Here is a 14,056-nt window from a genome sequence, read left to right as displayed (position 1 = left end):
GTTCGCGTGAAGAAAACGCGTCAAAATAACAATCTAGAGCTCCGGTTCTGATTCTATCAGAACCGGAATAGCTCTAGTTACACTTGGAATAGCAAATGGCTCGCATCGCCTATGTCAACGGCCGCTATCAGGATCTGCGCGACGCCAGCGTCAATATCGAGGACCGCGGCTATCAGTTCGCCGACGGCGTCTACGAGGTCTGCGAAGTGCGCGGCGGCCGGATCGTGGATTTCCCCAGGCACATGGGGCGGCTGCAGCGCTCTTTGAGCGAATTGCGGATCGCGCTGCCGATGCCGCTGTCGGCGCTGCTTATCGTGCTGCGCGAAGTGGTCCGCCGCAACCGGGTCGGCTACGGCATCGTCTATCTGCAGGTCAGCCGCGGCGTGGCGCGGCGCGACCACGGCTTCCCGCCGGCTTCGGTGAAACCCTCGATCGTGGTCACCGCGCGGCCGCTGAACTTCGCCAAGAACCAGGACACCGCGGCGCACGGCATCAAGGTGATCACGCATCCGGAGAATCGCTGGCCGCGGGTCGCCATCAAGACGGTGGCGCTGTTGCCCAACGTGCTGGCGAAACAGGCGGCGCGCGAGCACGGCGCCTATGAGGCCTGGTATGTCGACGGCGACGGCTACGTCACCGAGGGCGCCTCCAGCAACGCCTGGATCGTCACCCGGGAGGGCCGGGTGGTGACCCGCTCGGCGGACAGCGGTATCCTGGCCGGGATCACCCGCGCGGTGCTGATCGAGGCGCTGGCGGCGTTGCAGCTGCGATTCGAGGAGCGGCCGTTCACGCCGCAGGAGGCGCACGGCGCCGCCGAGGCCTTCGTCACCGCCTCCAGCCAGATCGTGATGCCGGTGGTGGCGATCGACGGACAACGTGTGGGCGACGGTAAGCCCGGGAGAATTGCCAGGCGGCTGCGGGAGGAATTCCACCGCTTTTCGTGTTTTTCATGAACTTTCTGCCCGCTGCGACACCACCGCTGCGCGAACTGGCTTGCCTTCAAACGACCCGTGCCGTCTAATCATCTTGACATCTGGCCGGAGGGGGATCTCAGGGCGAGGTGGCAACCGAGGCAATTCTCCTGCAGAGGAGCGGCGTCTGGTTTAAAAAAAGCAACAAAACGATACTCGGGACAAAAAAAATGGCGGCCGACCGCGCACAGAATCTACAGGATACTTTTCTCAACCACGTACGTAAGACCAAGACGCCACTCACGATCTTTCTGGTCAACGGGGTCAAGCTGCAAGGCATTGTCACCTGGTTCGACAATTTCTGCCTGTTGCTGCGGCGCGACGGTCATTCGCAGCTGGTCTACAAGCATGCGATCTCGACCATCATGCCGGGCGCCCCGATCCAACTGTTCGAAGGTGGCGAGGACGCTCCAGCTTGAGAACCAACTGATTGGAACCCCGCAGCTTCGAAGGGGCCGCTGACCGGCCGCAGCCGTCAGCAAACCAGACCGGACGAGCCATCGTTATCGGTCCGTATTTGCGTGCGCGTCGTGGCGATCCCGATCCGCAGGCCGAGATTCACGCCCAGCGCAGTTCGCAGGCCCGGCTCGAGGAAGCCGCTGGCCTTGCGCTGGCGATCGACCTGATGGTGGCCGAAGCCATCCTGGCGCCGATCAGCCAAATCCGCCCGGCGACCTATCTCGGCAAGGGCAAGGTCGAGGAGATCCTCGGCACCATCAAGGCCCATGAGGCCGATCTGGTGGTGATGGACTGCGCGCTGTCGCCGATCCAGCAGCGCAATCTGGAGAAGGCCTGGAGCGCCAAGGTGCTGGATCGCACCGGGCTGATCCTGGAGATCTTCGGCCGCAGAGCCAAGACCAAGGAAGGCGCGCTGCAGGTCGAGCTCGCGCATCTCAACTATCAGCGCTCGCGGCTGGTGCGTTCCTGGACCCATCTGGAGCGGCAGCGCGGCGGCTTCGGCTTTCTCGGCGGCCCTGGCGAGACCCAGATCGAGGCCGACCGCCGGCTGATCGGCGACCGCATCAGCAAGATCGAAAACGAGATCAAGAAGGTGCAGGGCACGCGCCGGCTGCACCGCGCCGGCCGGCAGCGGGTGCCGTACCGCGTGGTGGCGCTGGTCGGCTACACCAATGCCGGCAAGTCGACGCTGTTCAACCGGCTGACCCGCGCTGAGGTGCAGGCCGCCGACATGCTGTTCGCAACGCTGGATCCGACGCTGCGGGCGCTGCATCTGCCGCATGGCGGCAAGGCGATGCTGTCCGACACCGTGGGTTTCATCTCCAATCTGCCGACGCAATTGGTAGCGGCGTTCCGCGCCACGCTGGAAGAGGTGCTGGAAGCCGACCTCATCCTGCACGTCCGCGACATCGCCCATGAGGACGCCGACGCCCAGCAGGACGACGTCGCAGCCGTGCTGCGGCAGCTCGGCATCGATCCGGAGGCCGGCGGCGGCGGCCGCATCATCGAGGTCTGGAACAAGATCGATCAGTTCGCCGCCGACGAGCTCGCCAATCTGCGCAACATCGCGGCGCGCCGCGACCCGCAGCATCCCTGCCTGCTGGTGTCCGCCGTCACCGGCGAGGGTGTCGACGCGCTCTTGCTGGCGATCGAGGACCGGCTGGCGGCGGCAAGGATCACGCTTGATCTCTCGATCGACGCCGCCGACGGCGCCGGGGTGAGCTGGCTGCACCGCAACGCCGAGGTGCTGGAGAAAGAGCTCGCGGACGGCCGCTTCGCCATGACGGTGCGGGTCGATCCGACCAAGCGCGACGCCGTGATCAGCCGGTTCGGCGCGGTGTTGCATCCGGAGTAGGGGCCGACACCTCAACGTCGGTTTTGAGGTCTTGTGTCCCGGGCGCGGCGCAGCGCGAAGCGCTGCTCCGCAGAACCGGGACCGTTACGAATGCGGCGTTCCGTTAACGCACGAGTGGGTAGGCGCAAACGTGTGGTCCTCCGCGCCAAAGTCGTCATTCCGAGGCGCGAACAGCGAAGCTGTGAGCGAACCCGGAATCTCGCGACGGGCGTGGCGCGGGGTGCTTGTGCTTGCGGCAAGATTCCGGGTTCGCTCGGCCTGCGGCCTCGCGCCCCGGAATGACCCCGCAAGGTGAGCCCTGCGTCCCGCGTAAGTATTTGGAAAAACGAAGGGAAAAACCCTCGACCGGAACCAGTTAAGGGTGGTTCGCGGCCGCCCGATCAGCTATAAAATTCGAAACAGATTCTGACCGGAAATCACCCTTTGTCCGACACCGACGATAAGAAGTCCGGAGAGCCGCCGGCGCCCTCGGATATCCGCCCCGTTTCGATTCTCGACGAGATGAAACGCAGCTATCTCGATTACGCGATGAGCGTCATCGTGGCCCGCGCGTTGCCGGACGCTCGCGACGGCTTGAAGCCGGTGCACCGGCGGATTCTCTACGCGATGTACGAGAACGGCTTCGAATGGAACAAGCCGTATCGCAAGTCGGCGCGCACCGTCGGCGACGTCATCGGTAAGTATCACCCGCACGGCGACCAGTCGGTCTATGACGCGATGGTGCGGATGGCGCAGGACTTCTCCATGCGCGTGCCGCTGATCGACGGCCAGGGCAATTTCGGTTCGGTCGACGGCGATGCCGCGGCTGCGATGCGCTACACCGAATCCCGGCTGACCAAGATCGCGCAGCTGTTGCTCGACGATCTCGACAAGGACACCGTCGACTATCAGGACAACTATGACGGCTCGTTCCAAGAGCCGCGGGTGCTGCCGGCCAAGTTCCCCAATCTGTTGGTCAACGGCGCCGGCGGCATCGCCGTCGGCATGGCGACCAACATCCCGCCGCACAATCTCGGCGAGGTGATCGACGCCTGCGTCGCCTTGATCGACGATCCGGCGCTCAGCATCGACGACCTGACCAAGATCGTGCCGGGTCCGGATTTCCCGACCGGCGGCATCATCCTCGGCCGCGCCGGCATCCGGCTCGCCTATCACACCGGCCGCGGCTCGATCGTGATGCGCGGCAAGGTGGCGATCGAACCGACCCGTAAGGATCGCGAGGCGATCATCATTTCGGAAATTCCCTACCAGGTGAACAAGGCCACCATGGTGGAGCGCATCGCCGAACTGGTGCGCGAGAAGAAGATCGAGGGCATTTCCGATCTGCGCGACGAATCCGACCGCGACGGCTTCCGCGTCGTAGTTGAACTGCGCCGCGATGCGGTGCCCGACGTGGTGCTGAACCAGCTCTATCGCTTCACGCCGCTGCAGACCAATTTCGGCGCCAACATGGTGGCGCTCGACGCCGGCCGTCCGCAGCTGATGAACCTGAAGGATCTGCTGCGGCTGTTCGTGGCGTTCCGCGAACAGGTGGTCACCCGGCGCACCAAATTCCTGCTCAACAAGGCGCGCGACCGCGCCCATGTGCTGGTCGGCCTCGCCATCGCGGTCGCCAATATCGACGAGATCATCCGGGTGATCCGCACCTCGCCGGATCCCGCGACCGCGCGCGACACCTTGATGGCGCGCGACTGGGAGGCCAAGGACGTCGCGGCGATGATCACGCTGATCGACGATCCCCGGCATCGGCTCAACGAGGACGGCACCGCGCGGCTTTCGTTTGAACAGGCCAAGGCGATCCTCGATCTGCGGCTGGCCCGGCTCACCGCTCTGGGCCGCGAGGAAATTTCCGACGAACTCGACAAGCTGGCGATCGAGATCGCCGACTACCTGGAAATCCTGCGCTCCCGCGCGCGGGTGCAGAGCATCATCAAGGACGAACTCGCGGCGGTGAAGGCGGAATTCGCAACGCCGCGCAAGACCATGATCGTCGAGCAGGAAGGCGAGGTCGAAGACGAAGACCTGATCCAGCGCGAGGACATGGTGGTGACGGTGTCGCACGCCGGCTACGTCAAGCGGGTGCCGCTGTCGACCTATCGGGCGCAGCGCCGCGGCGGCAAGGGCCGCTCCGGCATGCAGACCCGCGAGGAGGATTTTGTCAGCCGGCTGTTCGTCGCCTCCACGCACACCCCGGTGCTGTTCTTCTCGTCGCGCGGCCAGGTCTATAAGGAAAAGGTCTGGCGGCTGCCGATCGCGCCGCCGAACGGCCGCGGCAAGGCGCTGATCAATATCCTGCCGCTGGAGCAGGGCGAGCGCATCACCACCATCATGCCGCTGCCGGAGGATGAATCCTCCTGGGCCGAACTCGACGTGATGTTCGCCACCACCCGCGGCACGGTGCGCCGCAACAAGCTGTCCGACTTCGTCGACGTGCGCCGCTCCGGCATCATCGCGATGAAGCTCGACGACGGCGAGGCGATCGTCGACGTGCAGATCTGCACCGACCGCGACGACGTGCTATTGACCGCCGCCGGCGGCCAGTGCATCCGCTTCGCGGTCACCGACGTCCGCGTGTTCCAGAGCCGGGCCTCAATGGGCGTGCGCGGCATGGCGCTGGCGAATGGCGATCAGGTGATCTCGCTGACCATCCTGCGGCATTTCGATGCCACGCCGGCCGAACGCAGCACCTATCTGAAGCAGTCCGGCGCGATCCGCCGCGCCGCCACCGGCGAGGAGGCCGAGCCGGTCGAGGCCGCCGAAGCGGCCGAGGTCGTGGACACCGAGGCCGAGGAGGTCGAGGCGATCGCTGCGCTCAGTCCGGATCGCTACGCCGAAATGTCGGCCAACGAGCAGTTCGTGCTGACGCTGAGCGAGAACGGCTTCGGCAAGCGCACCTCGTCGTTTGAGTACCGCACCACCGGACGCGGCGGCAAAGGCATCGTCGCGATGGCGGTGAATTCGCGCAACGGCAAGCTGGTGGCTTCCTTCCCCGTCGAGGAAGAAGATCAAATCATGCTGGTGACCGACAAGGGGCAATTGATCCGCTGCCCGGTCGGCGGCATCCGCATCGTCGGCCGCTCGACGCAGGGCGTCACGGTGTTCAACACCGCCGAGGACGAGCACGTGGTCTCGGTCGAACGCCTCGGCGAGGACACCGAAAACGGCAATGGCAACGGCCACGACAATGCTGGGCCGGAGAACGGCGAAGGCTGAGAGGCTGGCCGAAACGCAGCACGGAAGATCAGGGTTTTCGTCATTGCGAGCCGAAGCCGGCGCGAAGCAATCCAGGGGCCTCATTGCGTGGCCCTGGATTGCTTCGTCGCAAGAGCTCCTCGCAATGACGGGTCGAAGGCCTGATTGATTGCTTATTTGAGCGAGCCTTTGAGGCCGTACCGGCAGGTCAGTTGCTAGCGGCGCGGTTGGCTTGCGGGCCGATGCTTGCGCGCTCACCGTGCTGTCGCTGACCGGCACTGTTCAAACGCGATCGCCCGGCTTTTCAATTGAACCCTTGCTACGCGCCTCTGCCACCAGCCAGTCGATGAAGCTGGTGAGCGCCGAGGTCTTGTTGGCATCGAAAGGGATCAGCGCCACGTAGCCGGTGCGTGCAACGCGAATGGCTGGAAACGGAGCGACGATGCGTCCCAGCGCGACGTCGGCCTGGAGAACCGGCAGCGGGCCGATGCCGATGCCAAGGCCGTCGACGACCGCCTGCAGCGTGACGAAGAAATGATCGAACACGCGCCGCCGTTGCCCGGCCTTCGAAGATAGTCCGGCGTGCTCCAGCCAGTCGATCCAGTCACCCGGGCGCGTCTCGCTGCTCAAGAGCACATGGTTCGAGACGTCGGCCGGCTCATCGAGCGGCAGGCGCTCCAGCAAGCCCGGGCTGGCGATCAGCGTATCGACCTCGTCGAACAAATGGACCACGCGATATTGCGGCCATAACGACTGTTCAGCCGGTCCGCGCCGGATCGCGATGTCAAAGCCGCCTCGCAACTCGTCATGCAGTGTCGTGGCCGTGGTCACCGCGACTTCGACGTCGGGCCGCGTCGATTGAAACCGATCGAGCCGCGGGATCAGCCAGCGCATGGCAAAGGTCGTCGAGACGTTGACGCGCAGGATATGGCGCACCGCAGGATGTCCGCAGGCTTCCGCGGCCGTGCTCAAGCGGTCAAAGGATTGGCTGACCTCGGCGGCAAACGCCCGTGCGGCGGGCGTGGCGACCATGCGGCGCCCGACGCGCGCGAACAGCCGCTGCCCCAGCCAGGTCTCCAGCACCGCGATCTGCCGGCTGACCGCCCCGTGGGTCAACCTCAGCTCCGCCCCGGCCTGGGAGTAACTGCCGGTCCGCGCGGCGACCTCGAACACGCGTAAGGCATTGAGAGGAGGGAGGCCGCGCATGGAACCTGTGAGAAAAGTGGACGATACCTGTGATTCCATACCAGCTTTTCGATGAAAACTCACGCGTATAGGGTCTCAATCCGGAGGCCAGAGCATGCAAAGCACGACAACCGCGGATTGGACAAAGCCGAAGCACGACACCGAAGAGGCGCCATCGCGGCGCAACCTCACGGGCGCTTGCGTCGCGCATTGTCTGCACGACGGCTACACCGATCAACTCTATGCGTTCCTGCCGATCTGGCAGGCCGAGTTCGGACTGTCTTACGCCGGTCTGGCGATCCTGCGGTCGCTGTATTCTGGAACCATGGGCGGTCTGCAGATTCCGGCCGATCGACTGACCTCGCGCATGAGCCCGCGTGTGGCGTTGGCGCTTGCGACAGCCGTGGCGGCGGCGGGGTTTCTGGTGATGGCGCTGCCGCTCGGATTGCCGGGGCTGTGCGTCGGCCTCGTCCTTGCCGGCATCGGATCGAGCATCCAGCATCCGCGTGGTTCGCTCCTCGTCACAGAGACTTACGGGTCGGCGTCGCGCGGGCCCTTGGGGGTTTACAATTTTGCCGGGGACGTCGGAAAGGCGACCTTCCCGGCGCTCGCCGCGCTGCTGCTGCCGCTGATCGCTTGGCGGCCTGTCGTCGGGATGATGGCCGCAATTGGCCTCGCGGTGGCTTTCGCTTTGCTCGGCATTTTGCCGAAACAAAGCTTCGCGGCACCACGACAACGATCGAGGTCCGGCGGAAGCGACGGCCGCGGTTTTCCGCTGTTGGTTGCGATCGGGGCTTTCGATACCGCGACGCGGATGGGTTACCTGTTGTTTCTGCCGTTTCTGCTGCATGCCAAGGGCGGCACGGAAACCACCATCGGCGTCGGCCTGGCGCTGCTGTTCTCCGGCGGGGCACTGGGCAAAGCCTGCTGCGGTTGGCTCGGCGAGCGGCTCGGCGTGATCTGGAGCGTCGTCGCCACGGAAGCGATGACCGCCTTGTTCATGATCGCGACGCTGAAGCTGTCTCTGCCCGCGACGCTGGTGGCGCTGCCGCTGCTGGGGATCGTCCTCAACGGCACGTCGTCGGTGCTTTACGGCACCGTTCCCGAACTGGCGAAAAAAGGCGAGGTCGGGCGCGCCTTCGCGATCTTCTACACCGGGGTCATCGGCGCCGGCGCGCTGGCGCCGATCTTGTATGGGACGATCGCGGACCACTCGGACCAGACCATGGGCGTCATGGCGGCCGCTTTGACCGCAGCGGCCATCATCCCGATGGTGGTTTCTCTCCGACCCGTTTTGCGGTCCTAAGCCGACCATGAGCCGCCGGCATGCGGGCGGGGCCGGCGCTCATCGTGATCCCCACCGCCACAGCAAGGTCCGCTGATGCAAGCCAGCACACAGGCACCGCTCATTCTGATCACGGGGGGAGGTCGCGGCGTCGGCGCGGCGACGGCGCGGCTTGCCGCCGCGCAAGGTTACGATGTCGCGCTGAGCTTCGTCTCCAACGAGGCTGCGGCGCGGGCGGTGGCGGCCGAAATAGAAGCTGCTGGCCGTCGCGCTTTGCCGGTGCGTGCCGACAACGCGGATCCTGAGCAGGTCGCTGCGCTGTTCGCCGCGATCGACCGGAATTTCGGCCGCATCGATGTGCTGGTGAATAACGCTGCGATCATCGCGCCGCAGTCCCGGCTGGAGGAGCTCGGCTTCGAGCGGATGCAGCGGATGTTCGCGGTCAACGCGATCGGCCCGATGCTGTGCGCGCAGCATGCAGCGAAGCGCATGTCGTATCGTCACAACGGGCGCGGCGGCGTCGTGATCAACGTCTCGTCGGCGTCGGCCAGGCTCGGCAGTCCCAACGAATATGTCGACTATGCCGCGTCGAAAGGGGCCCTTGAGACATTTACGACCGGATTTGCCAAGGAAGTCGCGCGCGAGGGGATCCGCGTCAATTGCATTCGCCCGGGGCACATTTACACGCAGATGCATGCCAGCGGCGGCGAGCCGGGACGGGTGGATCGCGTCAAGGATTCGATCCCGATGGGACGAGGCGGCCAGCCTGAGGAGGTGGCGCGGGCGATCCTGTGGCTGGCAAGCGCCGAGGCTTCCTTCGTCACCGGCACGTTCCTCGATGTCACCGGCGGCAAGTGAGCTCTCGATCCCGACGCGGGATGCCGGGGCGGAGCGGGGCGTGGGCGCAACGCTTCGCCTGGACGCCCCCAAATCGAAAGGCCCCCGGCGGGCACTCCGGGGGCCATCGAAGAAGCGCCACTTGGAGGAAGCGCTTGGGTAAACTCGAATTGTCTTAGCGGCGCTCGGTGGTGACCAGCCGGGCTTCGTGGATGGTCAGGGTCTTGGCGCCGGCGGTGCGCAGGCAGGAGGCTTCGAAGTTCGGCCAGGCCTGCTGCGAGCAGTCGCGGCCGACCGGGCGGATGTCGAGCCGATCGCTCTTGGCGAGCGCCACCGGCACGCTGGCTTCGACCTGCGGCGCAAATCCCGGCAAAAGTGTGAGGGCGGCTGCAACGAACGCGGCGATGGCGACGGCGGAAAGAGCCTTGATCATGACGAACCCCTGTCGAATGGCCTTTGCGGCCGGTTAGTTTGTCGCTTCCCTAAGCTGGTGATTTACCCAGCTCCGGTTTCAGGACCTTGTCGTCCGCCCGGTCATCAGGCTTCGTCGCACCGCCGAATTGTTTCATCGCCCCGGCGTTACGAAACATTGCGAGAAAAGCTGCAATGTTTTCAGAGTTTCGCGTGTTGCACCCGGATGACGCGCGAGCCCCCCAATTGGTTCAAGGGCGAATGGAAAATAAACCTTGACGTGGAAGCCGGGCCGGCCGGAACCGGGCGCTTGCGAGCCCGCGGTCGGCAGGCTAGACGAAGGGATGCCCCGTATCGCGATCTATCCCGGCTCTTTCGACCCCGTCACCAACGGCCATCTCGACGTCGTCCGCCGCGCCGTGGCGCTGTGCGACCGCCTGATCGTGGCGATCGGGGTGCATCCGGGCAAAAAGCCGCTGTTTTCCACCCAGGAGCGGCTGGACATGGTGGAGACGGTGTTCGCGCCGATCGCCGGCGCCGCGCATTGCGCGTTCGACTGCACCACCTACGACAATCTCACCGTCACCGCGGCGCAGCGGGTCGGCGCCACCATCCTGATCCGCGGGCTGCGCGACGGCACCGATCTCGATTACGAGATGCAGATCGCCGGCATGAACGAGACCATGGCGCCCGAGCTGCATACGGTGTTCATCCCCGCCGGGGTCAGCGTCCGCCCGATCACCGCCACACTGGTGCGGCAGATCGCTGCGATGGGCGGCGACGTTTCGGCTTTCGTGCCGCCGCAGGTCGCCCACAGCCTGACCACCAAATTCGCCGGCTGACCGGCTTTTCTCTCTGATCCGGAGTTATCATGATCCGAATTCTAGGCCTCATCGCCGCGCTGTTGTGCGCGGCTCCCGCCATCGCGCAATCGCTGCCGGCCAGTCTCGACAAGGCCAATGCGATCGTGATCGACTCGACCAAGGGGCGCATCGTGATCAAGCTGCGCCCTGATCTGGCGCCGCAGCACGCCGAGCGCATCAAGCAGCTCACCCGCGAGGGCTTCTATAACAACGTGCCGTTCCACCGGGTGATGGACGGCTTCATGGCGCAGACCGGCGACGGCCAGAACTTCAACGGCACCGGCGGCTCGAAATACCCCAATTTGAAGCAGGAATTCTCCCAGGTGCCGTTCAAGCGCGGCATCGTCGGCATGGCGCGGCGCGGCGACAGCGTCGACACCGCCAATTCGCAGTTCTTCATCATGTTCGCCGACGGTTCCGGGCTGAACGGCCAGTATACCGTGATCGGCGAAGTGGTGTCCGGGATGGACGTGGTCGAAAAGCTTAAGAAGGCGCCTCCGGGTTCGGCGGGCGGCGTGGTCACCGACCCCGACAAGATGATCAAGGTCCAGGTCGCCTCCGACATCAAGTAATCATCGACAATCCATTGAACAGGAATTCCATCATGGCCGTTACCGAAAACACCCTGATCCTCGAAACCACCCAAGGTCCGGTCACCATCGAGATGCGCCCGGACCTGGCGCCGAACCACGTCGCCCGGATCAAGCAATTGGTCCGCGAAGGCTTCTATGACGGCATCGTGTTCCACCGCGTCATCGAGGGATTCATGGCGCAGACCGGCTGTCCGCAGGGCACCGGCACCGGCGGCAGCGGCCAGAAGCTGAAGGCCGAGTTCAACAAGGAGCCGCATGTCCGCGGCACCACCTCGATGGCGCGCGCCGCCAGCCCCGACTCCGGCGACAGCCAGTTCTTCATCTGCTTCGACGACGCCGCGTTCCTCAACAACCAGTACACGGTGTGGGGCAAGGTGACCGAGGGCATGGAGAACGTCGACAAGATCAAGCGCGGCGAGCCGGTGAAGGATCCCGACAAGATCGTCAAGGCCCGGATGGCCGCCGACGACGCCGCTGAATAACGATCGGCGCCTCTTCCCCTCTCCCCGCCTGCGGGGAGAGGTCGACCCGGCGAAGCGTAGCGTAGCCGGGTCGGGTGAGGGGGCGTTGCGATCGGTCGCAGCTCATCAACCCCCTCACCCCACCCCTCTCCCCGCAAGCGGGGAGAGGGAGCATTCAGTGCCAACCCCTCATGCGCACCGATCTATTCGACTTTGACTTGCCGGCCTCGGCGATCGCGCTGCGGCCGGCGCAGCCGCGCGATGCCGCGCGCCTGCTCGTGGTCAAGCCCGGCGCGGCGCTGCACGACGCCGTGGTGCGCGATCTGCCGGACTGGCTCGCCACCGGCGACGCGCTGGTGGTCAACGATACCCGCGTGATCGCGGCGCAGCTTGCCGGCCGCCGCATCGGCCGCGACGCCGAGGCGAGGGTCGACGCCACGCTGATCAAGCGGCTCGACGGCGCGCGCTGGCAGGCGCTGGTCAAGGGCGCCAAGAAACTCAACGTCGGCGACAGCGTGCGCTTCGGCCATGACGGCCGGGTCTGCCTGCTCGGCCAGTTAGAGGCCACCGTCGAGCACAAGGGTGACGCCGGCGAGATCACGCTGGCGTTTTCGTTTCACGGGCCGGCGCTCGATCAGGCGATCGCTGAGCTCGGCGCGCCGCCGCTGCCGCCCTATATTGCGTCGAAGCGCGCGCCGGACGACCGCGACGCCGCCGACTACCAGACCATGTTCGCCAGCAACGACGGCGCGGTGGCGGCGCCGACCGCCGGGCTGCATTTCACCCCGCAGCTGGAAGCCGCTTTGGCCGCGCGTGGGGTTAGCATCCACCGCGTCACCCTGCATGTCGGCGCCGGCACCTTCCTGCCGGTGAAGGCCGATGACACCGCCGACCACAAGATGCACGCCGAGTGGGGCACCATTTCGCGCGACACCGCCGAGGCGCTGAACGCCGTGCGCGCTCGTGGCGGCCGCATCGTCGCGGTCGGCTCGACCTCGATGCGGCTTTTGGAAAGCGCCGCCGCCGACGACGGCAGCATCCAGCCGTTCGCCGACGATACCGCGATCTTCATTACGCCCGGCTATCGCTTCAAGGCGGTCGACCTGATGATGACCAATTTCCATCTGCCGCGCTCGACGCTGGTCATGCTGGTGTCGGCCTTCGCCGGCCGCGAGACCATGCTCAAGGCCTATGCGCACGCGGTCGCCACCGGCTATCGGTTCTATTCCTATGGCGACGCCTGCCTGCTGTTTCCGGATCGCTCATGACGCTGCCCAATCATTTCGAACTGCTCGGACAAAGCGACGCGGCGCGGACCGGCGTTTTGACCACGCCGCACGGCGTGGTGCGGACGCCGGCTTTCATGCCGGTCGGCACGCTCGGCGCCATGAAGGGGCTGCACTGGCGCGAGGTGCGCGACGCCGGCGCCGACATCGTGCTCGGCAACACCTATCATTTGATGCTGCGGCCCGGCGCCGAGCGGATCGCGGCGCTCGGCGGCCTGCAGAAGTTCACCACCTGGAACGGACCGATGCTGACCGATTCCGGCGGCTTCCAGGTGATGTCGCTGGCGCAGCTGCGCAAGGTCAGCGAGCAGGCGGTGAATTTTCGCTCGCATATCGACGGCGCGGCGATTGAACTATCTCCGGAGCGCGCCATCGACGTGCAATTATTGCTCGGCTCCGACATCGCGATGCAGCTCGACGAATGCGTGCGGCTGCCGGCGGAGCGCGACGACATCGACCGCGCGATGCGGCTGTCGCTGCGCTGGGCGGAGCGCTGCAAGCGCGCCTTCGAGTGTGCGCCGCAGGGCCACATGCTGTTCGGCATCGTGCAGGGCGGCGACGTGCCGGAATTGCGCCAGCAAAGCGCCCGCGGGCTGATCGAGATCGGATTCCACGGCTACGCGATCGGCGGGCTCGCGGTCGGCGAGCCGCAACAGGTGATGCTGGCGATGATCGAGGAGACCGCGCCGGTGCTGCCGCCGGACCGGCCGCGCTATCTGATGGGCGTCGGCACGCCGGAGGACATTCTGGAGGCGGTGTCGCGCGGCATCGACATGTTCGACTGCGTGATGCCGACCCGCAACGGTCGCCACGGCGTGGCCTTCACCCGCTACGGCGCGGTGAATTTGCGCAACGCGCGGCACGCCGACGATCCGCGTCCGCTCGATGAGCGCAGTAGCTGGCCGTCGACGCGCAACTGCTCGCGCGCCTATCTGCATCATCTGGTGAAGTCGGGCGAGACGCTGGGGGCGATGCTGTTGTCGGAGATCAACATCGCTTACTATCAAGGCCTGATGAGCGAGATCCGCGCGGCGATCGGGCAGCGCCGGTTTCAGGCATTTCGCGAACAGACCCGCGCCGACTGGGCGCAGGGCGACATCGCGGCGCTGTAAAGCTGCGTGAGCTCGATCCGCTGTGGTAGCTGGCGCGCATAGTCCAT

The 14,056-nt window shown here is 65.6% G+C and carries 13 protein-coding genes; 11 read left to right on the top strand and 2 right to left on the bottom strand.

Going from position 1 to position 14,056, the window contains the following annotated elements; genetic code table 11:
- The first annotated feature begins 95 nt into the window (after positions 1-95).
- The 4 genes from VGC77_RS18735 (at position 96) to gyrA (ending at position 5,997) form a co-directional block, all read left to right on the top strand.
- Entirely contained in the window at positions 96-953 is an 858-nt protein-coding gene (locus VGC77_RS18735) for a D-amino-acid transaminase (RefSeq protein WP_331173073.1), read from the top strand.
- Positions 954-1,141: 188 nt separating this feature from the next.
- Positions 1,142-1,390, top strand: coding sequence for an RNA chaperone Hfq (hfq, locus tag VGC77_RS18730; RefSeq protein ID WP_006020546.1), 249 nt, complete (start codon positions 1,142-1,144; stop codon positions 1,388-1,390).
- An 11-nt stretch (positions 1,391-1,401) separates the two neighbouring features.
- A complete protein-coding gene (gene hflX, locus VGC77_RS18725) occupies positions 1,402-2,784 on the top strand; it encodes a GTPase HflX (protein WP_331173072.1) in 1,383 nt (460 codons plus the stop codon).
- A 423-nt stretch (positions 2,785-3,207) separates the two neighbouring features.
- Positions 3,208-5,997 (top strand): DNA gyrase subunit A, encoded by a 2,790-nt coding sequence (gene gyrA, locus VGC77_RS18720; protein ID WP_331173071.1) that lies wholly within the window; start codon positions 3,208-3,210, stop codon positions 5,995-5,997.
- Between the two features lie 261 nt (positions 5,998-6,258).
- On the opposite strand, the gene VGC77_RS18715 is transcribed toward gyrA, so the two are convergent.
- A complete protein-coding gene (locus tag VGC77_RS18715) occupies positions 6,259-7,182 on the bottom strand; it encodes a LysR substrate-binding domain-containing protein (protein ID WP_331173099.1) in 924 nt (307 codons plus the stop codon).
- A gap of 94 nt (positions 7,183-7,276) precedes the next feature.
- On the opposite strand from VGC77_RS18715, the gene VGC77_RS18710 reads away from it, so the two are divergent.
- Together VGC77_RS18710 and VGC77_RS18705 are read left to right on the top strand one after the other, a co-directional pair.
- Entirely contained in the window at positions 7,277-8,467 is a 1,191-nt protein-coding gene (locus VGC77_RS18710) for an MFS transporter (protein ID WP_331173070.1), read from the top strand.
- Positions 8,468-8,542: 75 nt separating this feature from the next.
- Positions 8,543-9,304: an SDR family oxidoreductase gene (locus VGC77_RS18705; protein ID WP_331173069.1), complete on the top strand. Its 762-nt coding sequence runs from the start codon at positions 8,543-8,545 to the stop codon at positions 9,302-9,304.
- A 154-nt stretch (positions 9,305-9,458) separates the two neighbouring features.
- On the opposite strand, the gene VGC77_RS18700 is transcribed toward VGC77_RS18705, so the two are convergent.
- Positions 9,459-9,716 carry a hypothetical protein gene (locus tag VGC77_RS18700; protein ID WP_331173068.1) on the bottom strand — a complete coding sequence of 86 codons (258 nt, stop codon included), beginning with the start codon at positions 9,714-9,716 and terminating at the stop codon, positions 9,459-9,461.
- A 322-nt stretch (positions 9,717-10,038) separates the two neighbouring features.
- Between VGC77_RS18700 and coaD the strand changes: the two genes are divergently transcribed.
- The 5 genes from coaD (at position 10,039) to tgt (ending at position 14,009) form a co-directional block, all read left to right on the top strand.
- Positions 10,039-10,536: a pantetheine-phosphate adenylyltransferase gene (gene coaD, locus VGC77_RS18695; protein ID WP_331173067.1), complete on the top strand. Its 498-nt coding sequence runs from the start codon at positions 10,039-10,041 to the stop codon at positions 10,534-10,536.
- A 29-nt stretch (positions 10,537-10,565) separates the two neighbouring features.
- Complete coding sequence (locus VGC77_RS18690) at positions 10,566-11,129, top strand: peptidylprolyl isomerase (protein ID WP_331173066.1); 564 nt, start codon at positions 10,566-10,568, stop codon at positions 11,127-11,129.
- 32 nt (positions 11,130-11,161) lie between these two features.
- Positions 11,162-11,632, top strand: a complete 471-nt coding sequence (locus VGC77_RS18685; RefSeq protein WP_331173065.1) for a peptidylprolyl isomerase — start codon at positions 11,162-11,164, stop codon at positions 11,630-11,632.
- 170 nt (positions 11,633-11,802) lie between these two features.
- Positions 11,803-12,879, top strand: a complete 1,077-nt coding sequence (queA, locus tag VGC77_RS18680) for a tRNA preQ1(34) S-adenosylmethionine ribosyltransferase-isomerase QueA (protein ID WP_331173064.1) — start codon at positions 11,803-11,805, stop codon at positions 12,877-12,879.
- Positions 12,876-14,009, top strand: a complete 1,134-nt coding sequence (tgt, locus tag VGC77_RS18675; protein WP_331173063.1) for a tRNA guanosine(34) transglycosylase Tgt — start codon at positions 12,876-12,878, stop codon at positions 14,007-14,009. The genes queA and tgt overlap by 4 nt, the downstream gene beginning before the upstream one ends.
- The last annotated feature ends 47 nt before the right edge of the window (positions 14,010-14,056 follow it).

The sequence above is a fragment of the Rhodopseudomonas sp. genome (assembly GCF_036404135.1).
Lineage (GTDB): Bacteria > Pseudomonadota > Alphaproteobacteria > Rhizobiales > Xanthobacteraceae > Rhodopseudomonas_A.
The sequence above is the reverse complement of the archived record's forward strand: the minus strand, read 5'-3'. Positions and strand labels throughout refer to the sequence as shown.

Excerpts from the sequence above, each read along its gene's own strand:
- VGC77_RS18735 (WP_331173073.1), top strand. The coding sequence starts at position 96 with ATGGCTCGCATCGCCTATGTCAACGGCCGCTATCAGGATCTGCGCGAC.
- hfq (WP_006020546.1), top strand. The coding sequence starts at position 1,142 with ATGGCGGCCGACCGCGCACAGAATCTACAGGATACTTTTCTCAACCAC.
- VGC77_RS18715 (WP_331173099.1), bottom strand. The coding sequence starts at position 7,182 with ATGCGCGGCCTCCCTCCTCTCAATGCCTTACGCGTGTTCGAGGTCGCC.
- VGC77_RS18710 (WP_331173070.1), top strand. The coding sequence starts at position 7,277 with ATGCAAAGCACGACAACCGCGGATTGGACAAAGCCGAAGCACGACACC.
- VGC77_RS18705 (WP_331173069.1), top strand. The coding sequence starts at position 8,543 with ATGCAAGCCAGCACACAGGCACCGCTCATTCTGATCACGGGGGGAGGT.
- VGC77_RS18700 (WP_331173068.1), bottom strand. The coding sequence starts at position 9,716 with ATGATCAAGGCTCTTTCCGCCGTCGCCATCGCCGCGTTCGTTGCAGCC.
- coaD (WP_331173067.1), top strand. The coding sequence starts at position 10,039 with ATGCCCCGTATCGCGATCTATCCCGGCTCTTTCGACCCCGTCACCAAC.
- VGC77_RS18690 (WP_331173066.1), top strand. The coding sequence starts at position 10,566 with ATGATCCGAATTCTAGGCCTCATCGCCGCGCTGTTGTGCGCGGCTCCC.
- VGC77_RS18685 (WP_331173065.1), top strand. The coding sequence starts at position 11,162 with ATGGCCGTTACCGAAAACACCCTGATCCTCGAAACCACCCAAGGTCCG.
- queA (WP_331173064.1), top strand. The coding sequence starts at position 11,803 with ATGCGCACCGATCTATTCGACTTTGACTTGCCGGCCTCGGCGATCGCG.
- tgt (WP_331173063.1), top strand. The coding sequence starts at position 12,876 with ATGACGCTGCCCAATCATTTCGAACTGCTCGGACAAAGCGACGCGGCG.